Source organism: Flavobacterium coralii (assembly GCF_019891545.1).
Taxonomy (GTDB): Bacteria; Bacteroidota; Bacteroidia; order Flavobacteriales; family Flavobacteriaceae; genus Flavobacterium; species Flavobacterium coralii.
Window position 1 is genome coordinate 260,144 of record NZ_JAHDIU010000001.1, and the last position, 23,060, is coordinate 283,203.

The 23,060-nt window shown below is 42.1% G+C and carries 11 protein-coding genes and 3 tRNA genes; 1 reads left to right on the forward strand and 13 read right to left on the reverse strand.

The genetic code is table 11. The features are described from left to right. Positions 1 to 6 precede the first annotated feature (6 nt). The 11 genes from KJK34_RS01220 to KJK34_RS01270 form a co-directional block, all read right to left on the reverse strand. Positions 7 to 6,033, reverse strand: a complete 6,027-nt coding sequence (locus KJK34_RS01220) for a T9SS type B sorting domain-containing protein (protein WP_223052024.1) — start codon at positions 6,031 to 6,033, stop codon at positions 7 to 9. A gap of 221 nt (positions 6,034 to 6,254) precedes the next feature. Continuing rightward, positions 6,255 to 11,162, reverse strand: coding sequence for a T9SS type B sorting domain-containing protein (locus KJK34_RS01225; protein WP_223052025.1), 4,908 nt, complete (start codon positions 11,160 to 11,162; stop codon positions 6,255 to 6,257). 276 nt (positions 11,163 to 11,438) lie between these two features. Next, the gene (locus KJK34_RS01230) at positions 11,439 to 14,507 is read right to left on the reverse strand and encodes a choice-of-anchor D domain-containing protein (protein WP_223052026.1); all 3,069 of its coding nucleotides are present in this window, start codon (positions 14,505 to 14,507) and stop codon (positions 11,439 to 11,441) included. A 284-nt stretch (positions 14,508 to 14,791) separates the two neighbouring features. Beyond that, complete coding sequence (locus tag KJK34_RS01235) at positions 14,792 to 16,351, reverse strand: T9SS type A sorting domain-containing protein (RefSeq protein WP_223052027.1); 1,560 nt, start codon at positions 16,349 to 16,351, stop codon at positions 14,792 to 14,794. Between the two features lie 239 nt (positions 16,352 to 16,590). Continuing rightward, a tRNA-Arg gene (locus KJK34_RS01240) sits at positions 16,591 to 16,664 on the reverse strand. Between the two features lie 56 nt (positions 16,665 to 16,720). Further along, positions 16,721 to 16,795, reverse strand: a tRNA-Pro gene (locus KJK34_RS01245). A gap of 7 nt (positions 16,796 to 16,802) precedes the next feature. Next, positions 16,803 to 16,886, reverse strand: a tRNA-Ser gene (locus KJK34_RS01250). Between the two features lie 138 nt (positions 16,887 to 17,024). Further along, positions 17,025 to 17,606, reverse strand: coding sequence for a hypothetical protein (locus tag KJK34_RS01255; protein ID WP_223052028.1), 582 nt, complete (start codon positions 17,604 to 17,606; stop codon positions 17,025 to 17,027). A 2-nt stretch (positions 17,607 to 17,608) separates the two neighbouring features. Further along, positions 17,609 to 18,784: a THUMP-like domain-containing protein gene (locus tag KJK34_RS01260; protein WP_223052029.1), complete on the reverse strand. Its 1,176-nt coding sequence runs from the start codon at positions 18,782 to 18,784 to the stop codon at positions 17,609 to 17,611. 1 nt (position 18,785) lies between these two features. Continuing rightward, positions 18,786 to 19,877 (reverse strand): AI-2E family transporter, encoded by a 1,092-nt coding sequence (locus KJK34_RS01265; protein ID WP_223052030.1) that lies wholly within the window; start codon positions 19,875 to 19,877, stop codon positions 18,786 to 18,788. 118 nt (positions 19,878 to 19,995) lie between these two features. Further along, positions 19,996 to 20,634 (reverse strand): DUF4159 domain-containing protein, encoded by a 639-nt coding sequence (locus KJK34_RS01270; protein ID WP_223052031.1) that lies wholly within the window; start codon positions 20,632 to 20,634, stop codon positions 19,996 to 19,998. A gap of 81 nt (positions 20,635 to 20,715) precedes the next feature. Between KJK34_RS01270 and KJK34_RS01275 the strand changes: the two genes are divergently transcribed. Next, complete coding sequence (locus KJK34_RS01275) at positions 20,716 to 21,327, forward strand: hypothetical protein (protein WP_223052032.1); 612 nt, start codon at positions 20,716 to 20,718, stop codon at positions 21,325 to 21,327. On the opposite strand, the gene KJK34_RS01280 is transcribed toward KJK34_RS01275, so the two are convergent. Next, positions 21,324 to 22,034: a 16S rRNA (uracil(1498)-N(3))-methyltransferase gene (locus tag KJK34_RS01280; RefSeq protein ID WP_223052033.1), complete on the reverse strand. Its 711-nt coding sequence runs from the start codon at positions 22,032 to 22,034 to the stop codon at positions 21,324 to 21,326. The two genes, KJK34_RS01275 and KJK34_RS01280, sit on opposite strands and share 4 nt — an antisense overlap. Continuing rightward, on the reverse strand, positions 22,034 to 23,056 hold the full coding sequence (gene tsaD / locus KJK34_RS01285; RefSeq protein WP_223052034.1) for a tRNA (adenosine(37)-N6)-threonylcarbamoyltransferase complex transferase subunit TsaD: 1,023 nt from the start codon (positions 23,054 to 23,056) through the stop codon (positions 22,034 to 22,036). Before tsaD ends, KJK34_RS01280 begins: the two co-directional genes overlap by 1 nt. Positions 23,057 to 23,060 lie beyond the last annotated feature (4 nt).

Sequence of the window (23,060 nt, forward strand, 5' to 3'; positions counted from 1 at the left end):
TTTATTTTATCGTAGCAGTGAGAAGTGGGCTTTAAACTCCCTGTTACTGCCATCTGAAGATGTATATAATAGTTTGAACCAGTAGTCGGTTGCCGGAAGCTGTTCGCCGTTAAAGCTACCATCCCAACCGTTAGCTCCAGGTTTCACAACCGATACCACCTTACCATACCTGTCAAAAATATAAATTATTGCATTATCCTGTCCGCTAAGCCCTTTGATGTTCCAGGTGTCACGTATACCGTCACCGTTGGGGCTGAAAAAGCGGGGATAATCAAGTGCATATACTTCCAAAACTACCGGGTTACATCCGTTTTTATCATTTACTATTATTGTATAGAATCCTTCTGTAATTCCTGTAAACACATTATCATCCTGAAAAGGCCTTCCGTTAAGGCTGTATTCATAGTCGCCTGAACCGCCTGTTACATCAACTGTAATCGTTTGCCTGAACTGGAAATCGGTTTCCACTATTGCAGTAGCTACCGCAGGTGAAGAAACACGTACAGTTGCTTCAGCGCTTGCTGTACAACCATTGGCATTGGTTACAGTTACCGTATAATCGCCCGGTTCTATAACAATAAGAGTGTTTGTAGTGTTAGGCAATGTTTCACCATCTTTCGTCCATACAAAACTATTAACGCCTAAAGGCAGTCCTGTGTTGATAATAATTGCATTGTTCTCACCGGTTTCTAAGTCACGGCACAGGTAATAAATATCCTCAAGTTCAGGCTCAGGTAATGCAATTACATTTACCGTAAACTCGGCTGAAGCAGTACATTCGGCACCTACCGTATAGCTGATAGTGACCGTACCATCTGTAATACTTGTAACAAGTCCGTTTTCATCTACTGTGGCTATATTGTCATTGCTGCTTGTCCATATTCCATCCAGTACAAGGTTTTCAAGTTGAGTAGTATCGCCTGCACAGATAGTGCCATTTCCTGTAATTATACCCGGATCAGGCGCTGGCGCTGGAGGGTTATTAATAGTTATGGGTTCTGAGTCTTCAGTACAACCGGCAGCATTCCTTACGGTTATGATATATGTTCCCGGTACTACATCAGGGAAGGTTGCATTAGCCTGATAGGTTACACCCGAATCTATACTATAACTAAAGCCGGGGCCTCTTGGCGAGTTGACTTCAATTTTACCAAAGGGGTTGTCACAATCCGGCTGTAGTGCTGTAACTACAGGTAGTGCAGGAAAAGAAGGCTGTGGCGGTACTACTTTTGTTACCGGTAATGAAACGCAACCATCAGCATTCTGTACCCTTATCACATAAGAACCCGGTGTCAGGTTAGTAAATTCGTTGCTGGTTTGGTAGGTTGCACCATTATCTATACTGTACTGCAAGCCTGTACCTGTAGGTGATGTAACAGTAATACTGCCTGTAGTTGTTGTACAGTCGGGGTTTACAACATCTGCAACGGGTACTCCTGGTGTTTGTGGTGCAAGGTTTATGGTTACAGGTGTAGGGTTTGCCGATATACAACCTGCTGCGTTACGCACATATACATTATATGTTGCAGGAGCCAAACCAGTAAATGTTGCAGATGATTGATAGTTGATACCGTTGATACTGTATTGTATTCCTGCACCGGTTGGCGACAGTACGGTTATACTGCCCGTAGTGCTTCCGCATGATGGTTGGTTAGCGAGCACTACTGCATCGGCAGGAATATTTGGCACGGTAGTTATAGTTACATTTACCGGTGCTGAGGTACAGCCCGACTGGTTACGTACTACAAGTTGGTACTGACCCGGAGTAAGGTTAGTAAATATGTTACTGTTGCTATATGTACTTCCGTTGTTTATACTGTATTCCAACCCTGTGCCGACAGGTGAAGTAATTGTGATACTTCCGAAAGGATTGGTACAGGTGGGATTAGTTTGTGTATAACCTGCCTGCTGAGGCACGGCAGGAGCAGCGTTAATGGTAGCTGTTGCCGGATTTTCTGATATACAACCTGCACTGTTTTTCACAAATACGCTGTAGGTGCCGGGAGTAAGCCCGCTAAATAGGGTGCTGCTCTGGTAGTTAATGCCGTTTATACTATAGGTTAATCCGGTTCCTGTAGGTGCAGTTACCGTTAGGCTTCCAAATGGTGTAGTACAGGTAGGTTGTACAGCTGTTACAATAGCATCAGCAGGTATAGCAGGTGCAGGGGCAATGGTTACCGAAATTGGCTGCGAGGTACATCCTTCAGCATTCTGAACTACTAAGCTATAGTTATCAGGTACTAAACCGTTGAATTCAGCTTGCGGAACAAAGGTAGTACCACCGTCTATACTGTATAAAGTGCCTGCTCCAGTTGGCGAATTAAAAGTAATAGCTCCTGTTGTGTCATCACATCCTAAAGCTGTAACAGAATAGGTTGGCTGTGCTATTCCCGGTGCCGGGTTTACCGTAAAACTTACAGGTGTAGACATACAGCCATCTGAATTTTGCACGGTTACATTATAGGTGTTTGGCGTAAGTCCGCTGAATACTGGCGAGCTTTGGTAAGCCCCGCCGATGCTGTATTGCAGCCCTGTACCTGTTGGTGATGTAATGGTGATGGTTCCCGTAGCAGTAGTACAGGTAGGCTGCGTTATGGTAGAAACGGCCTGAGCCGGAGCAGCAGGTGCAGGGTTTACTGTAACGCTTACAGGCGTAGAGATACAGCCATCAGAATTTTGTACAGTTACAGAATATGTGTTAGGCGTAAGCCCGCTGAATACAGGTGAGGTTTGATATGCCCCACCGATGCTGTATTGCAAGCCCGTTCCGGTTGGAGATGTAATGGTGATGGTTCCCGTAACAGTAGTACAGGTTGGTTGCGTTACATTAGTAACAGCCTGAACCGGAGCAGCAGGTGCAGGGTTTACCGTAACGCTTACAGGTGTAGAAATACACCCTTGGGCGTTTTGTACAGTAACGGAGTATGTATTAGGCGCAAGCCCGGTAAATATAGCCGAGCTTTGGTAAGCACCGCCGATGCTGTACTGTAGCCCTGTTCCTGTTGGTGATGTTATGGTGATGGTTCCCGTAGCTGTCGTACAGGTTGGTTGCGTTACTGTAGCAACGGCCTGAGCCGGAGCAGCAGGAGCAGGGTTTACCGTAACGCTGGCAGGAGTAGAGATACAGCCATCAGAATTTTGTACAGTTACAGAATACGTATTAGGCGCAAGTCCGCTGAATATAGCAGAACTTTGGTAAGCACCCCCGATGCTGTACTGTAGCCCTGTTCCGGTTGGCGATGTTATAGTGATGGTTCCCGTAGCTGAAGTGCAAGTTGGTTGCGTTACTGTGGCAACGGCCTGAGCCGGAGCAGCGGGGGCAGGGTTCACTGTAACGCTGACAGGTGTTGAAATACACCCTTGGGCGTTTTGCACAGTTACGTTATATGTATTCGGCACAAGTCCACTAAATATAGGAGAACTTTGATATGCCCCGCCAATGCTGTATTGCAAGCCCGTTCCGGTTGGTGATGTTATGGTGATGGTTCCAGTAACAGTAGTACAGGTTGGTTGCGTTACAGTAGCAACAGCCTGAGCCGGAGCAGCAGGCGCAGGGTTTACCGTTATGTTGACAGGCGCAGAGATACACCCATCCGCATTTTGAACGGTTACGTTATACGTATTCGGCGCAAGCCCGTTAAATACTACCGAACTTTGGTATGCCCCGCCGATGCTGTATTGCAAGCCCGTTCCGGTTGGTGATGTAATCGTAATAGTTCCCGTAGCAGTAGTACAGGTTGGTTGCGTTACAGTAGCAACAGCCTGAGCCGGAGCAGCAGGTGCTGGGTTTACTGTAACACTTAACGGAGTAGAGATACAACCTTGGGCGTTTTGTACCGTTACGTTATAGGTATTCGGCGTAAGTCCGCTGAATACTGCCGAAGTTTGATACGCCCCGCCAATGCTATATTGCAGTCCTGTTCCTGTTGGAGATGTGATGGTAATGGTTCCCGTAGCAGTAGTACAGGTTGGCTGCGTTACTGTGGCAACGGCCTGAGCCGGAGCAGCAGGCGCAGGGTTTACCGTAACACTTACAGGAGTAGAGATACAGCCTTGGGCGTTTTGTACGGTAACGGAATATGTATTCGGCGTAAGCCCGCTGAATACTGCTGAACTTTGGTAAGCCCCTCCGATGCTGTATTGTAGCCCTGTTCCGGTTGGTGATGTAATGGCGATGGTTCCCGTAGCTGTCGTACAGGTAGGTTGCGTTACTGTAGCGACTGCCTGAGCAGGTGTGGCACTATTTATTATTGTTATGTTTACAGGCTCTGAAATACAACCTGAAAGATTTTTAACGGTTAATGGGTAAGTACCCGGAGCTAAATTATTGAATGTGGTCGTAAACTGGTATGTACTGCTATTGATACTATAGGAAAGCCCAAATTCCAACGGTGCTGTTACAGTAATACTTCCTGTAGCCGATGCACAGCCGGGCTGTGTAACATTTACCTGTGCAGCATCGGGTGCTTCAGTAATATTAAGCTGTGCGGCATTGCTGATAAGTTCGCAGGTAGTAGAGGTGAGCACACAATAATACTGGTTTCCGTTAAAGCTGAAAGGCGCGTCCAGCACATTAAGTGTAGCCGTTGTTGCACCCGAATAGTTAGTACCATTGGTAACATTTACCCAGTTGCCGGCGCTGTTAAGTACCCTCCATTGGTAGGTATAACCTGTACCTGGAGGCACAACCGTAAAGGATGCATCTTCGTTTTCGCAGATATATTCAGATGCAGGGCCTGTAAAATCAGGTGTTGGTGCACTTACAGGGTTAGCAGTGTGCTGGTCAAGGTCTGTACAAAATTCTTCACCATATACAAACCAGTCATTTACATTAAACTGAACTTTTGGCGCAATTGCATCGGGTTTGCGTATCAGGGTATAACCCCTTCCGGATAAATCACCTGAACCTAATGGTATTTCAACATTATCAATAAGAGTTCCATTTTTAAGCAGCTCAAATTCATCATTTGCATTTATACCATTAGTTAACGGAAAATCAGTAGGAATGCCCGGACATGCTGTGGTTATCTGGATAGCAACTATAAAAGTGTCTCCGGGTGCTATTGTACCCGTTAGGCTCATGTTATAGCTTGGTGGGCCTATGCCAATATCACCATATCGCAGTAATGTATAGCCGTTAAGATTAATAGGGTTTGATGTTGGGTTGTATAATTCTATGGCACCCGGCACTCCGTTATATGCATCAAATATTTCTGAAATGTAAACATCGCTTTCACATTCAGACGCTAAAACTGTAAAACTGCCTGCCGTGTCATTACAGCCGGAGCCGTTTACTACTATTACTCCTGTAGAAGCACCTTCGGGTACAAGGGCAATCAGTTCTGTATCTGATAGTGCGGCAAATGTTGAGGTAATGCCGTCAAAAGTAACCGATGTAGCTTCATTAAATCCGGTTCCCGTTAAGGTAACCAATGTATTTTCAGGCCCTGAAACAGGAGTATAGGAGGTAACATCAACAGGGCAGAGTGGGGCAGAGGCATTTGAAATAACACCGTTTAAAGTAAAATCATCCAGCACCACATTACCACTACCTGTTGGAGAGTTATTAAAGCTTACGGTAACAGTAACTGTGCCCGTTAAACCTGTTACAGGTGTACTAACAGCTGTATTTCCTGTAGATGCCCCTGTTGTGGGTACTGACCCATTACCAACCTGTGTACCATTTATAAAAAGATTCCATGTTTGGGCAGCTGAAGGTGACCTCTTTCTCCAAAAATTGAATGAGGTTATGTCTAACTGCTTACCTGCCGCTACATTAAATGTTAGTGTAATTTGTGTTGTTGGGGTAGTACCCGCATTTGGCGAAGTAACTGAAAGTGCTATACTGTTAGATGCCCCGTTAATGTTAAGCCAGTTTCCGGTATTGTTGGTCCATGAGGAGCCGGAAAGGTTTGGGTTTAAGATATTTGGTGTACCTGTATAGGGGTTATTGGTTATAACCGTATTGCCAAAGTTATGCTGGTAAACCTGTCCGTAAAAAGCAACAGGCAGCATAAAGGCAAAAAAAAACAAAGCGAGGGTGCTTTTAATAAGTAACGTATTGTTTTTCAATACCATTTTAGTTTGAGTTAAGACTTTATTAACAGGCCAAAATTAAAAGTTTTTGATAGCCGACTTATTATCAAAACATTATTTAACTATCGTTCAAATGTAAATAAATTATTAACTCAATATATATAAAAAGTAAAGCCGCTAAATTTTAGCGGCTTTACTTACATTATAGTTGTACTTTGTTATTGTTCTCTGTTTATATATACCCAACCGGTTTTAGAATCGCTTGCAGTTTCAACAACATAGAAATAAGTTCCTGTAGGCAGCTCATCACCACTATCAGATTGACCCATCCACTCATTTATATAATTGCTCCTGCTGTACACTTCTTTACCGTAACGGTTAAATATGGTTACTTTGGTAGCACCTAAACCTGTAAGGTCAAATGTGTCATTATCACCGTCGTTGTTAGGAGAAATACCTCTTGGTATCATACAGAATGTATGCTCAACACTAAAAGTATATGTTGCTTCGCAACCTGCTGCATTTGTAACCGTAACAGTAAACTCAAGCGGATACTGTGAAGCGTCTATATTATTGTTTAGGGTATATGCGCTTGCATCAAAGGTTTCTTCGCTGCCCACAACATTGTTACCCCTTCTCCAGGTGTAGCTAACTATTTCAGAAGCACTGCCTGTAACAGCTGTTTCCAGCAGGTAAGTAGTACCAAAAGTGGTTTCAGTACAACCCTGTACACCTGTTACTACCGGTGGGGTAGGCACTTCATCAATAATGATAACCTCAGTTTCAGATGTACAGCCATCAGGATTTTGTACTGTTATAGTGTAGCTGCCGGGTGCAAGGTTATCGAAAAAGCGTGTTGGCTGATAGTTAGCACCGCCATCAATGCTGTAGCTAAATCCGGCTCCTGCAGGGGCAATCACTTCAATCATACCTGTTGTTATAGTACAGGTAGGTTGTGTTTCTATATAAGTAGCTACTTCTGCGCCTGTAGGCTCGTCTATTATAACATCTACTGTAGAGGTACATCCGTCAGCATTACGAACAGTTACGGTATAAATATCCGGTGCTAAACCTGTAAATAAAGTTCCGCTCTGGAATGTTGTGCCGTCTATACTATATGTAAATGTAGGATCTATAGGTGCTGTAATTTCTATTGTTCCTGTTGCAAGGGCACATGTTGGCTGTGTAACAGTAGTTACAGCAACGGCAGGGCCGGCAGGAATATTATTAATTATAATGTCTGAAGTTACAGATGTACACCCTCCGGCATTCTGAACGGTAACTGTGTAAGTCTGTCCCGGTGTTAAGCCGGAGAAAGTAGTAGCCGACTGGAATGTAGTACCATCTATACTATAAGTCAGTCCGGCTCCTGTTGGTGCGGTAACTTCTATAATACCCGCTGTTGTACAGGTAGGTTGCGTAACTGTTACGGCTGCCACATCCGGTGTTGTTGGCGCAGGCTCAACAACTATACCTGATGTCGAGGCAGTACAATCCATAGAGATCATAACAGTAACAGTATAAGTACCCGGAGCTACATTAAATATATTGCTCAACTGGAAGTCAGTACCATTAATACTGTACATGGTAGTTGCCCCTATAGGTGAAGTAACCTCTATAGTTCCTGAAGTTTCGCCGCACGCAGGGTTAGTAACGGTTACAACAGGTGCATCAGGCAACACAGGAGCTTCGTTAATGATGATAGCATCTGTAACAGATGTACATCCGCCCGCGTTTTGTACAGTTATAGTATAACTACCTTCTGTAAGTCCGCTAAATGTGGTTCCTGTCTGGAAATCGGTTCCGTTAATGCTGTATTCCAGTCCTGCACCCAGTGGTGCTGTAACTTCTATTATACCCGCTGTAGTACAGGTTGGCTGTGTTACAGTAGTTGTTGCAACAGCAGGTGCTGTTGGTGTAGCATCAATTGTTATGTTTGCAGTAACCGATGTACAACCGTCTGTATTTTGCACTGTAACTGTATAGGTTCCCTGAGTAAGCCCGCTAAATGTAGTACCTGTCTGGAAATCTGTACCGTTAATGCTGTATTCAAGCCCTGCCCCAAGTGGTGCGGTAACTTCTATTATACCTGCTGTAGTACAGGTTGGCTGCGTTACAGTAGTTGTTGCAACAGCCGGTGCGGCAGGAGCGGCATTAATAGTTATGTTGGAAGTAACCGATGTACATCCCTCTGCATTTTGAACTGTTACAGTATATGTTCCCTGAGTAAGTCCGCTAAATGTAGTTCCTGTCTGGAAATCTGTACCGTTGATGCTGTATTCAAGTCCTGCCCCAAGCGGTGCGGTAACTTGTATAATACCTGCTGTAGTACAGGTTGGCTGTGTAACTGTGGTTGTAGCTACTGCAGGAGTAGAAACAGGAGTAAGGATTATATCCGTAGTTTCAGAAATACATCCGTCAGCATTCATTACCGTTACGGTATAAGTACCTGCTGCAAGTCCGCTGAAAGTAGTTCCTGTCTGGAAATCTGTTCCGTTAATGCTGTACTCAAGACCTGCGCCAAGAGGTGCTGTAACCTGTATTGTACCTGTAGTTGTGGTACAGTTTGGTTGTGTTACGGTAGTTGTTGCTACTGCAGGTGCATTAGGTGCAGGGTCTATAACAATATCAGCAGTTTCAGATGTACATCCGTCTGCGTTTTGTACTGTTACTGTATATGTACCTGCAATCACATTATTAAATGTAGTTCCTGTCTGGAAATCAGTACCATTAATGCTGTACTCTAAACCTGCCCCAAGCGGTGCAGTTACTACTATGCTGCCTCCTGTAGTACAGGTAGCCTGTGTAACAGTAGTGGTAGCTATTGCAGGGCCTGCAGGTGTAGGGTTGATGATTATATCAGAAGTTTCAGATGTACATCCGTCTATATGGCTAACAATTACCGTATAGGTACCCGGTGCAAGGCCTGAGAATGTTGTTGTGGCCTGAAAGTCGAGCCCGTCTATGCTGTATGTATAATCAGCGCCAAGCGGAGCGGTAACCTCTATAATGCCTCCTGTTGTACAGGTTGGCTGTGTTACAGTTGTTGTGGCAACAGCCGGAATTACCGGAGCATCATCAATAACTATTGGTGCTGTTACAGATACACATCCTAAAGCGTTTTGAACGGTTACTGTATAAGTACCTCCTGCAAGGTTCTCAAATAACGGGCTTGTCTGAAAATCTGTTCCGTTAATGCTGTATTCTAAACCGGCCTCTAACGGAGCCGTTATCTCTATACTTCCCGAAGCTACTGTACAGCTTGGCTGGGTTACCGTAGTAATGGCTACATCGGGCGCAAGCGGCGACGGAGGCACTATAACCGGCATAGTTGATAAACATCCTGTAGAGGACTGTATATATAAAGTATATGTACCCGGATTTAATCCTGTAATGGTAGTATTGGCGCTAAAATCAGTTCCGTTAAGGCTATAAGTTAAATCATCACCTATAGAAGCTGTAATTTGTATGCTTCCGCTGTTTGGCGTACAGGTTGGCGCGGTAGGTATAACTACTGCAACAGGCAGCGGAGAAACAGTTAATTGAGCCGCATCGCTTATTAGTGTACACGAAGCAGATTCTATTTCGCAATAGTACTGGCTGCCGTTAAGCGACATCATTGCATCCAGTACAGTTAGTGTATTGGTAGTAGCTCCTGAAAAGTCGGCTCCGTCAGTAACGTTAACCCAAACGCCTGAAGCATTAAGTGTTTTCCACTGGTAAGTAAAACCTGTTGGGTTGGTTATCTGAACTGTAAATACCGCTTCTTCACCTTCGCAAACGCTTTGGCTTACCGGCTCTTGTACTATTACATTAGAAAGCTGAATATTATGGATACCCAGGTTTGTGCAGTTGTCAATATTAGGATCAAAGTCAATAAAGTTCCAGTCTCCTGTATTATAAGTAACATTAGGTGCCTGAGCATTTGGTATTCTTATAACATCATAGCCTGTATCGTTAGGAGCTCTTGCTATATCTATAATTACACCGCTTTTGCGAAGTTTTATCTCATCATTAGCATTGATACCTGTTGAAATACTTGCCTGTGGTGTGTTAGAACATCCCGGAGTATCTCCAAAATTACTTATAACAAGATAAGTAGAAAATGGCGCTATAGAGCCAGGAAGTGTTACCGTTGAAGATGGTGCTGCATCGCCAATTGTACCATACCTTTCCAAAACATATTGTCCGCCAAAGGTAATTGTGTTAGGTGTAGGGTTGTATAGCTCAATCATGCCATAACTACCGGGGGTATGGTCATATAGTTCTGATATAAATACTTCCGTAGAGTTGCCAAGATCAGGGCAGTCTGAAGCTAAAATGGTAAATGAAGCTGTATCTGCCTCACAGCCATTACTTGTAATTGTTATAGGGCCAGAAGTTGCATTATGCGGAACTACCGCTTTAAGCATTTCATTAGAAACAACGGTAAAACCAGCAGCAGGGGTACCGTTAAAAGACACGGCTGTTGTGCCTGTGCCTGCTGTAAAGCCACTACCGTTTATGGTTACCACTGTTTCAGCCGGACCGCTTGCAGGGCTTATAGAGGCTACTGTTGGCGGCACACACGCATCGGTTACTGTACCGTTAAGTGTAAAGTTATCTAAAGCGAAAGAACCGTTTCCTAAAGGATTGGTAAGGGTAATAACAACATTTACAGTGCCAGTAAGCCCGGTAACAGGGTTTGTAACGGCTGTAGTACCTATTGCAGCACCCGTAGAGGGTACTGTACCACTACCTACTGCTGTGCCATTAATGGCCATGCTCCAGTTTTGAGGGCCTACCGTAGAGCGTTGCCTCCAGAAGTTATATGATGCTATACTTAATTCTTTACCCGGTGCCACATTAAATGTAAGTGTCATTGTGGCTCCCGCAGTAGCAGCCGGATGCCCAAGTGCCTGGCCTGACTGGCCTGTATAGCTTACCCAGATGCCTAAATTATTTGTCCATTCAGAATTTGAGATATCCGGACTTGAAACTGTTGGCGCAACTGTATACGGATAGCTCGTTATTGGCGTAGTGCCAAAATCGTGCTGGTAAATTTGTGCAGTAGCGCTAAGGCACAACATGAGCATGAGTGCCTGCAACAATCCCGATAATTTTAGTCGCGATGTAGTTTTTTTCATAGATGATTCTTTTTTGTTTACTATTGCTGAAAATGCCGCGCAAGTTACAAGAACAAATTAATAAGTTTATTATGACAGCCTTATTTTATTGTTATGTATTTTGCGGAACCTGATTATATTGGGCTAAAGTACCACATTAAAAGCCAAAATTGTGATAAAGAAAACATTATGAAAGCATAAAGTTTTATAAAAGGTAATGTTAAGTGTCTTAAAATCAGATAAATAAAAAAACGGGAGGCATGCCTCCCGTTCCTTTTAAATTTATGTTGTAAGCAATTATTTTATAACCACTTTTTTAGTAACAACATTTTCACCAGATGTTATAACCACCATGTAAACACCTTGTACGGCATTTTCCATTTTTAGGCTTTCCCTTCCGGTTATTTTTTTAGAAAGTACTTTTTTGCCAAGTGCATCAAATACAGTTACATCAGCGTTAGCTTCTGTAGACGGAAGCTCTACCATAAACTCACCGTTGTTAGGGTTAGGATAAAGCATTACTTCTGAAGAACCGGCAGTAAAGTTGTTTTCTTTGGCATCTTTAGTATCTTCTGCAGGAAGCATTGCCTGCCTTGCTGAAGAACCAGAATAACAATCCCAAGCTATATCATCTATGAGAGTCCTGTTACCACTGTTCTCTATTTCAATAGTAACATCGCCTGTTACATTGATTACTTCAGAGAACTGGGTAGGAGTAGTGCTTGATACTGTAATATCGCCACCAAACTGAACACCGTTTACAAATACCTTAAGCGTAGAGTTGTTGCTGAATACCCTTGCATAGTTAAATGTAAGTGTACCGATACCGCCTGATACAGCAGTTACGTTAGTTAAAGAACCATTCCTTACACAGATAGCATCATCATTAAGGTTTTGGTCAGTCCTTGCGTCTGTAGCAGTCCAAACAACACCATTGTCACCAGTCCAGGTCCTTGTAGTATAGTTACTTTGGTTTGTACCCATGTTGCTGAAAGATTCAGAACCACCAATACACGGAGCTTCAGTAGTCTGTAGTTCATCTATAATACTTGTTGCAGAATATACCGGGCCGCCAAAGCAGTCAACAGAGTTGTAAGTAAAGATGTATACAGGGTAAGCAGTTGAAGCAGCAAGATCAGCTACAGAGAAGCTTGCGCTGCTGCCTGAATATACTACAGTAGCATCTCCAAGAGTACTTCCGGCAGTATAAGTTGTACCATCTACAGGCGTACCAACAGTTGTACCTGATATAAGTACTAAAGCAAGGTATCCGTCAGCGGCAGAGTTACCTGTAACAGTTACATCAGCAGATGTATCAGTAACATTAGCATAGTCAACAGATCCGTCAGCATCAGGAGCAACACATGCAACCTGTGCAGTAGCATTAAGGTTAACAACACAGTTAGACTCGTCAGCGTCATCGCTAACTATTGTAAGTGTAGCAGGATATACCGCAGCGGCAGCGCTGTTAAACCTTACAGTAACATCCTGAGTTCCCTGAGGAGCTATAACAAAAGATGTATTTACCGGGCTAACAACAGCATAAGTACTGTCGCTAACAATCAGATCGCTAATAGTAAGATCTAAAGCACCCCTGTTTTGTATTGTAAATGTACGCTCGTTATCTACACCTGCAAGTACGTTACCGAACTCAAGGTTAAAGTTGCCACACTGTTGGGCAGAAAGGTTGCTGTCAAGAAGTTGTATTTCCTGAGTAGTTGGTACCTGGTAGCAGTTCCAAACCACGTCATCAATAATAGTCCTGTTGCCACTGTTTTCTATTTCTACAGTAACATCTCCGGCTACGTCAACAACAACTGAATATTCAGAAGGTGTAGTTTCTGAAACTGTTACGTCAGAACCGTACTGAACACCGTTTACGAATACCTTAAGTGTAGAGTTACCAGTAAATACTCTTGCATAGCTAAAAGTAAGTGTACCTATACCGCCTGTTACCGGTGTAGTGTTAGTAAGAGAACCTGTCCTTATGGCAATAGCATCGCCGTTAAGTTCCTGGTCTGTCCTTGCGTCAGTAGCTTCCCACTCAACGCCGTTATCGCCTGTCCATGTCCTTACAGCATAGCTGCTAAGGTTGCTTCCCATGTTAGAGAACGTTTCGTTAGCGCCAATACATGGAGCAACAGGAGTAGTAAATCCGATTATTGCAGGGTTGGCAGCATAAAGCGGTCCACCTGTACAGTCAACATTATTGAAAGGGAAAACAAACACATTGTAGTCGCTGTCCTCTTCAAGGCCAGATAGTGTAAATTCAGCAGCAGCACCAACATAAGCTACAACACCTCCACCAAGAGTATCGTTAACAGCATAGTTAACAGTATCTGAAGGGTTAGCAGTAAGAGAGCTGTTAAAGCTGATTACAGCAAGATAGTTATCAGCTACTGTACCTGTTACAGTAATATCAGCAGATGCAGCAGTAACGTTGGTTGCATCTATCTCATCAGTATCAGCAGGAGCAACACATGCACCAAGAGCTGTACCGGTAAGATTAACTACACACTCAGCCTCGTTGGCATCATTGCTTGCAATTGTAAGGGTAGCCGGTTTTTGGCCTGCTGTAGTACCTTCAAAACGAACAAGTACTATAGAAGAATTGGATGGAGCAACAGAGAATGAGCCTGTTGGAGAAACAACTGAATAGTTGATGGTGTCACTTAGTGTAAGGCTGCTTACATTCAGGTTTTGTGTACCTGTATTTTTGATGTAAAATATAGCATCATTGTAAGAGTTTACCGGGTGAGAACCAAAGTTTACAGTAAGGCTCTCGCAGTCAAAGTTATTGTTACCTGCATCAGCTATCTGTAATTCAGGTGCAGAAACGGCAGAATAGCAGTTCCACTGTACGTTATCAATTACAGTCCTGTTACCGCTGTTTTGAAGTTCTATAACAACATTGCCAGAAACATTTACTAACTGGGTAAAAGTAGTTGGAGTCTCTGAAGAAACAGTAATATTACCACCATACTGAACACCGTTTACAAAAAGTTTTAAAGTTGAGTTTCCTGAAAAAACCCTTTTATAGTCGAAACTGATAGTACCTACACCGCCTGTAATTGTAGAGGTAGTTTTTACAGTACCTGTGCGCACTGCAATTGCCTTACCTATTAAAGTCTGGTCGGTCCTTGCATCAGTAGCCTGCCAGCTAACACCGTTATCACCTGTCCAGGTGCGTGTAGCGTAGTTTGTTGCGGCAGTGCCAATGTTAGTAAATGATTCTGAACCACCTCCTGTACATTCTACAATGGCAGAAGATGCCCCGAAAATTCCCGTTATGGTATTCAGGTTACCAAAAGAAAGCCCGGTAATACCAGCGAAGGCAAGGGCTATTAATAATCTTTTTTTAAACATAATAATTAAGATTAAGAGTTGGATAAATAGTTGTTTTAAAGCTTTTTATACCTGCAGGGTTTGTTGCTTTAGTATCCAAAATTAATCTTAAAGCCATTTACTAAAACGTTTTTTTAGCTAAGAATTTATTATGTTAATGTTACTAAAAAACTGATTATTAACTATTTAATAAATATTAATTAGCTTCATAACTACATTATTACGGCAACATTAATAATTGTTAATAAAAAAAGCAGCGGGCCAAATTAAGGCACACTGCTAAATTTTTTTATGGAGTAAAAAACTTATTTTTTTATAAATTTTACCGACTCAAATCCGTTTATTATAATTGTATAAACACCTGAAGGTAATTCTTTTACAGCCAAAGGCTCACCCTGCTGTACGGTTACTTGCTTAACCATCTGCCCTAAAGTATTATAAACAGTACATTGCATATTGTCTGTACCGGTAGCAGATAAGTAAATAATATCGGTTGCAGGATTAGGGTAAACATGCGGCTTTACCGATTTTGGAGTTTGCACATCCATTGTTGCAGCGGCTATTTTAGCTAAAAACGGATAATATTGCCCTGTTGCTGATGTATGTGTTATACTTCCGAATGTAATATCGCCAAAGGCCATACCTGTCATATATACGTCTCCGTTATTGTTTACTGAAACTGCATCTGCACGATTAAAACCGTCTCCTGTGGCTGTAAAGGCTTTAACTATTTCGCCGTCAGGGTTATACTTTAATACAAGTACATCCCTTCCTGTAGTGCCGCTGTTAGTGCTTATACCATTGCCCCAGTTAATGTCTATTGCAGTTGAGCCTGAAAAATAAACATTCCCCTGGCTGTCTATATCCAGAAAGTTTCTGTGTCCCGGAACTGCTATACCACTGCCCGGCACTTCGCGCACCCACACAAAATTACCCTCTGCATTTAGCCTTGCAACAAAAAAGTCTTCAAAACCGGACACCGGCCCTTCCGCCTGTATAGTATCAAACAGTATATTTTCAAAGAGGTTACCGCTTAAATAGACTTCATCAGGCGATTTGGTTACCACCTGCATAGCGGGGCAGGTTATATCTTCTAAGAACTTTACCCACTGGTAAACACCTGTGTTGGAATATTTGGCTATATAGGTATCATAAGCAAATCCTGAGTCTTCAGTGACACCTGCAAAAGTAGCATTAAAGTTACTACAGGAGCCGGCGCTGTATATGTTGCCTTCACTGTCAACACTTAAAGACGTTATCCTGCCTACATTTAACTGCTCAATTGTGTAAAGAAAATTATTGAATTTAGAATATGCTGAAATATAGGAATTCATGAAGTTACCATATCCTATATATATGGTGTCGTTTTCATCAACTGCAATTGCACTGAATTCATTCACATCGCTGCCTTCTGTTTCGTTCAGCTCAATAGGCTCATACCATACTAAATCTCCCTCTGCATTAAACTTAGCCAGCAGCCATTTTTCTCCGTTTGTTGTAGTGAGCGTTACATCATCTACTGTAATGGTTTCTATATAGCTTAAAGCCATAATGGTATTGCCTTCCGAATCTGCCGCTATGCAGTGAGATGCTGCCTTACCCGTAATTTCTTTAATAAAAGCAGGCTCGCCATCGGCTGTATATTTTATAAAGTGGAGCTTGCCCATTATACTGTTATAGGGCACAGCATCATCTTTAAACCCTAAAAAATATACATTGCCCTGTGCATCAGTAGTGGTAGAATAGCCTACCATTTGAGGGTTCATGCTGAGGTTTATAGCAGGTGTTTTTATCCAAGCAGCTTCCTGGCTATATACTGCTGCTCCAAAAAGTAAAGTAAGTGCTAAAGAAGTAATTTTTTTCATGATACTATTTTACTTCAAAAGTATAATGTCATTACGTTATATGTATTGCTTCTTTATTATTTGCTACCTGAAAATTAGTATAAAGGGATTGTGGATGAGTATTTGTTATCAGTAGGCAGCGTAATAAGTAAAGAAAAAGTAAAAAGTAAGTAAGAGAACTGACACTAAATGTATAGAAAAGTCTATTTGTGTGCTGCTATAAAATAGAAAAAGCCCTGTAAAACAGGGCTTTAAGGTAGTGATCGCGACAGGATTCGAACCTGTGACCGCCTGCTTAGAAGGCAGGTGCTCTATCCAGCTGAGCTACGCGACCCTAATACGTTACACGCATTAAAAATAAATCCCGCCTTAAGCGGGATATGCAACTTGTCGGGGTGGCAGGATTCGAACCTGCGACCTCCTGGTCCCAAACCAGGCGCGATGACCGGGCTACGCTACACCCCGAAAGAAGCGGAGAGACAGGGATTCGAACCCTGGCGACGATTGCTCGCCGACAGATTAGCAATCTGCTCCGTTACCACTCCGGCACCTCTCCTTAAGCATCAAGGCTTAGCCTTTTTGCGGTTGCAAATGTAACTTTTTTATTCTAATAAGTGCAACAATTATGGTAAGTTTTTTTAATTTTTTTACAACCTAAATTTAAAGTGTTTAACACTCAATATACTACATATTTTTATTTTAGGCATTTCAGGTAATTTTTAAAATACACTTCAGGAAAATATTCCCTTTTCATAGTTTCACTGTCAATCTCAGAACGTATAGGGTAATCAACTGTCTCTGTAGTGTATTTAACCCTGATAAAAGTAATATTAGCTGACTCTAAGTCTTCTATAGAGCCTTTTGTAAAGAGAAACGTACCTGACAATACCCTTAGGTTATTTTTTTCGGCTGCGTCATATATAAGCCCTGCACAACTGTCGTCAACAGCACTTATAAATGTTACTACTTTACCATTAGTAAGCTGCACATATATTTTAGAATTTTTATCCAGGCAATAAAGTTTCGGGAAATCTTTGCTTTTTGCCAGCAACTGAAAGTTAAGCAACGGTGTACCGCCACTGTTGGTAAGCGAAAAGAACATGAACTGTGCACTGCCGCCAAACACTTTTTCATACATCAGGTATTCGCGGGTGGTTTTAAGTTCTGTGCCGTCTTCATTATTTTCTACAGTAAATTCACAATCCTTGTTATCTGTCTGGGCAGTTGCGTTAATTGTATAAGTAATAAGCAGTAAAAGCAGTAGCAGTTTCTTCATTATTAAATTTTGCTGCAAAGTAACACAATTTTATCATTATTAAGATTAGTGGTAAAGAAAGCATACCTGTCGCCACCATCTTTAAGTTTCCATTTCTTTCGCAGTTCGGCCACTGCGACAGGAAAGTTCCGGGTGGTAATGTTGAGTTTTTGCCCTTCAAGGCTCTTCATCTCTTTTTTGCCATAGTGCAGCACTCCATCAATTATAAACCGCCTCCCGGGAAAACCAATTAATTTATCAGAGGTAAAAAGCTGGGTATGTTTATGCAGCTTATTAATCTCAAAATGCTTACCAACAGCATCAAAAGCCCCTGATTTCATAACGGCACTGTTAGGCTCATACAAATAATGTTGAGGGAGGCTGTAAATGGCAATACCATCATCATCATTATGCAGCACATTAAAAACTTCATTACCCTCTTTTGTAATATTGATGGTCTCGGCTATTACATCTCCGGCATAACCTTTTTCAAGTATCCAGAGTAATTCTTTTACTTCATTATCTAAAGCAATAATATGTACTTGCTTTACGCTGTGCAGTTCATTAAGCCCGGCAGTAATATCAAGTAACGGTGCTGTCTTAATTATAATATTTTTGCTATAGCTGAAATAATAGTCAAGCAGCTCCGGCACGTTGGGCAGGCAGTCTTTCAGCAAAAAGACTTTACCTTTTATGTCATTCCTGCGCGACGGATCTATATAAATATAATCCCACTGCTCATTCAGCATTTTTAATGTTTCGGTACTGTCGCCGGGTATGCATTCTATATTGTCAGCTTCCAGCATTTTAAAATTATGCTGTGCTATTGCAGAGAGCTCAAGACTCATTTCGCAGTGCGCTACCTTTTTAAAGTTTTTGGAAAAGTAAAAATCGTCTATCCCAAACCCACCGGTTAAATCTATAAGGCTGTCGCCACTTACAAGAGAGGCTTTATACTGTGCCGCCTTTTCTGAAGATGTTTGCTCTACTGAAACTTTGGTAGGATATATGATATGGTCTGTATTGAACCAAAGCGGCAGCTTGTCTTTTGCTTTTTGTCGTGCTGCAACCTGGTTGAGAACCTCTGCCCACTCTAAAAAAGGGAATGGGTTCTTTTGCAGGGCAAGCGCTGTTACATCTGAGGTTGTATTTTCTCTTATAAAACGTTGTACTTCCGGTTCGAGTAATTTCGGGTTCAAATTACAGGTCTTTGGTTAACATTTTTACGACACGGTTATGTGGGAAAAACTCTTTCGCAATAACCTTTAATACGGTATAAAGCGGTACGGCAACTATCATCCCCAATATACCGAAAACAAAACCGCTTGCCAGTATAACAAGGAATATTTCCAGCGGGTGTGAGTTTACACTGTTCGAGAAGATAAGCGGTGCGCTCACGTTGTTATCTATTACCTGTGCTATGCTGTAGCCTATAACTACATAAAGGGTGGTAGACAGCATTTCGCCCTGTGTTTCGGGCCCCATAAGGCCAAGCATGGTTAGTACTATTACCAGCGCGGTAGCAATAAGCGGCCCTACATAAGGTATAATATTAAGGAAGGCAGTTATAAATGCAATTATAAATGCATTTTCTACCCCAAAAATAAGCAGCACTATAAGGTATAATACGAACAATATGCCCATTTGCAATATAAGCCCAATAAAATAACGGCTCAACAAGTAGTCAATTTTGCGCAGTGAGCTTAAAATCCTGTCGGCGTGGTCCATGGGTAGAAGCTTTCTGAAGCCTTTATCCATCTGCTTGTAATCTTTAAGGAAGAAAAATGTGATAAAAAGTACAGAAGCAAAGCCGATACCAAACCCGCTTAATATGCCCAGGAGTGAGTTAATAAACTCAGGGATGAAATTAAAATTCAGCTTAGATGTAAGGTTAGAATCACTAATTATTTTTTGGGTATCAATATCATATCCGGAAAAATAGTCATTAACCTGGTTAACAAGGTTAACTACATCCTGCTCAAGTTTTGCAGTATCTAATAAAGAAAGGTTTTCACTTTGAGAAATAATGAGTGGCACGAACAGCATAATAAACCCTGCCATGAGCAGTATAAAAAATGCAAGCGTGGTTATAACAGCCGCAATATGCGGAAATTTAAGCTTCCGCTTAAGAAAGCCAACAATAGGGCTGGCAATCATGGTAACAATAAGTGCAATAAACAGGTATATTAGTACTGCTTTTATCTTAAATAAGAACATGAGCAGTATATAAACACCCAATGCTATGGCTAATGCCCTTAGTATTCCGTTTGCAATAGTTTTAGAGGTTATCATGTAGTTGCATTTTGTACCGAATGTAAAAAAAATATTGCTAAAGTGCGGGGCATTAATACAAGATTAAGAAAAGTAAAACTTACAAAGCAGGTTTCGTTTAAGCTAACTCTTTTGCAAATCAGTTATTAAAAGCGTAGTTGACAATATTAGCACCCATTTTTAATGCTTTTTCGCGTACTTCTTTCGGGTCGTTGTGCACTTCCTGGTCTTCCCATCCGTCGCCAAGGTCGGTTTCAAGCGTGTAAAGCAGTACCAGCCTGCCTTCAATAAAAATACCCCATGCTTGTGGCGTTTTGTTATCGTGCTCGTGTATTTTGGGCAGCCCTTTCGGAAAGGAGAAAGGCCCTTTAAAAATTTCATGGCTTACTGGAACCTGTACCAGTTCTTTATCCGGGAATATCTTTTTTATCTCGCGGCGAATGTACTGGTCCATACCATAGTTATCATCTATATGTAAAAAACCGCCCGAAGTGAGGTAATTCCGCAGGTTAACCACATCATTATCATTAAAAACCACATTACCGTGCCCTGTCATGTGCACAAAAGGGTAGGAGAAGAGCTCCGGGCTGCCGGCTTCTACCGTTGCAGTGCGGGTATTAAGTTTTGTGCTGATATTCTGGTTACAGAATTTTGCAAGGTTAGGCAGCGATGTAGGGTTACCATACCAGTCGCCCCCGCCGGAGTATTTGAGAACGGCAATTTCCTGAGCCATTGCAAGCACAGGTATCAGGAGCAGTATACAGAGTAGTTTTTTCATTTAGTCAAAATGTTTGGTAAATATACTTAAACTTTAAAAAACTATATATATTTGGAAAATCTAATTAACCAACTAAAAAATATGGAACTACAATATATTGTAATTGCATCTGCGTTTGCTGTGGTGGTAGGTATGCTGCTGTATCTGATAAAAATTCAGAAAACAAAACAACAGGTCACAGGTATATCAAACTCGGTTGAATTGCGGGCTTTTGAGCTGGAAATGCGTAATATTTCCGATAAAGAAAAGGCGCAGCTCCGCTTGAACTATGAAAATATAATCAGCAGAAATAAGCTTGAATTTGAAAAGCAGCTAAACCATATTAAGGAAGATTGCCGGCTACAGCGGCAGAATGAGTATGATAAAGGATATGCTATGGGATTAAAAGCTTCTAACATCACGGTGCAGATAATTCCGTACAAAGAGGTAGCTAAAGATGATGGTATCTTTTTTAAAGAAGATGTTGTTATTGTTGGATATAAATACCAATTGCTGTGCAATGGGATACCCTGCCTTCAATCGCATTTAGAAATTACGGAAAGGATTTATGTAAAAGACCTTAAAGACGAAACCATCAGGACAATTGTAAAAACGTTGGAAACAGTTATACAGATGATACCTAACTCTAACATGAAGATGGTAGGCAGCTTTAATGATTTAGGCAAAGAGCTGCTTTCTATGAAAAAGAATTAAACACCTTCATTCACAAACGCAACACTGTGTGCTGCCACAATAGCGGCAGTCTCGGTACGCAGGCGGGTATTGCCTAATGATACGGCAGCAAAACCTTTTTGTAGTGCCTGTTCAATTTCCGTAACCGAAAAATCGCCTTCAGGACCAATGAGTATGGTGATTTTCTGTTTTGGGCTAATAGCTGTTTTAAGCAGTTTTTTGTCGGTTTCCTCGCAGTGCGCTATAAAAAGCTGTCCATCGTGTGCTGTGTTTACAAAATCTTTAAAGGCAACAGGCTCATTTAATTGAGGCAGGTAATACTGTAACGACTGCTTCATGGCACTTTGCAGTATCTTGCCAAAGCGATCGGCTTTGAAAACGGTACGTTCGCTATGCTCGCAAATAAGCGGGGTAATTTCGCTGATGCCGATTTCGGTAGCCTTTTCTAAGAACCATTCATAGCGGTCGTTCATTTTGGTTGGTGCCACGGCAAGGTGCAGGTAGTAGGGCAGGGGCTCATAAGTAGTTTCTCCTGTAATAGTTACGATACATTTTTTATCGCTTGCAAGGCTTATCTCTGCCGTAAACAGGCTGCCTTTGCCGTTGGTGAGCTGTATGGCGTCGCCTTCCTTTTTGCGTAAAACCTTTACAATATGCCTGCTCTCTTCTTTATCAAATGTAAAAAAAGTATCGGCATTGCTAATATTTGGGTTATAAAATAATTGCATTACAGGGCTATCCTTGCTTTAGATGCTACTGCGCTATCGTTAAACATTTGTTTTTTATACTTGTGGTAACCCACGATACCAATCATGGCGGCATTATCGGTAGTATATTCAAATTTAGGGATATAGCTTTTCCAGCCATATTTCTTTTCGGCTTCCTGCAAGGCGGTGCGTATACCGCTGTTTGCGGAAACACCTCCACCAATGGCTACCTGCTTTATACCTGTTTCGGCGACAGCCATTTTTAGCTTTTCCATTAAAATTTTAATAATGGTATATTGTATTGAGGCACAAATATCATTGCGGTTTTGCGCTACAAAATCAGGATTTTCGGCAACGTTTTTCTGTATAAAATACAGTATCTGGGTTTTAAGCCCACTAAAGCTGAAATCAAGCCCCGGTACTTTTGGCTTGGTAAAGGCAAATGCTTTAGGGTTGCCCTCCTTTGCATATTTATCTATCAGCGGTCCGCCCGGGTAAGGCAGCCCCAGTATCTTGGCACTTTTGTCAAAAGCTTCACCCACGGCATCATCGGTGGTTTCGCCAATTACTTCCATATCAAAGTAATCGTTAACCTTTACAATCTGGGTATGCCCTCCGCTTATCGTCATGGCAAGAAACGGGAAAGTTGGCTTGTCATAACCTTCCTCATCAATAAAATGGGCGAGTATATGTGCCTGCATGTGGTTAACGGCAATTAGCGGTACCTGCAGTGCCATAGCCATACTTTTGGCAAAAGAACTGCCCACAAGTAACGAGCCCATGAGCCCGGGACCCTGTGTGAATGCGACTGCGCTAAGCTGTGTACGTTCTACACCTGCTTTTTTTAGTGCTACATCAATAACCGGTACAATATTCTGCTGGTGCGCCCTCGAGGCAAGCTCCGGCACTACGCCACCATATTCTTCATGAACTGCCTGGCGTGCCACAACATTACTCAAAACTTTTTCGTTCTGTAGTAGGGCGGCGGCGGTATCATCGCACGAACTTTCTATTGCTAAAATATATAAAGGTTTTTCTGTCATAATC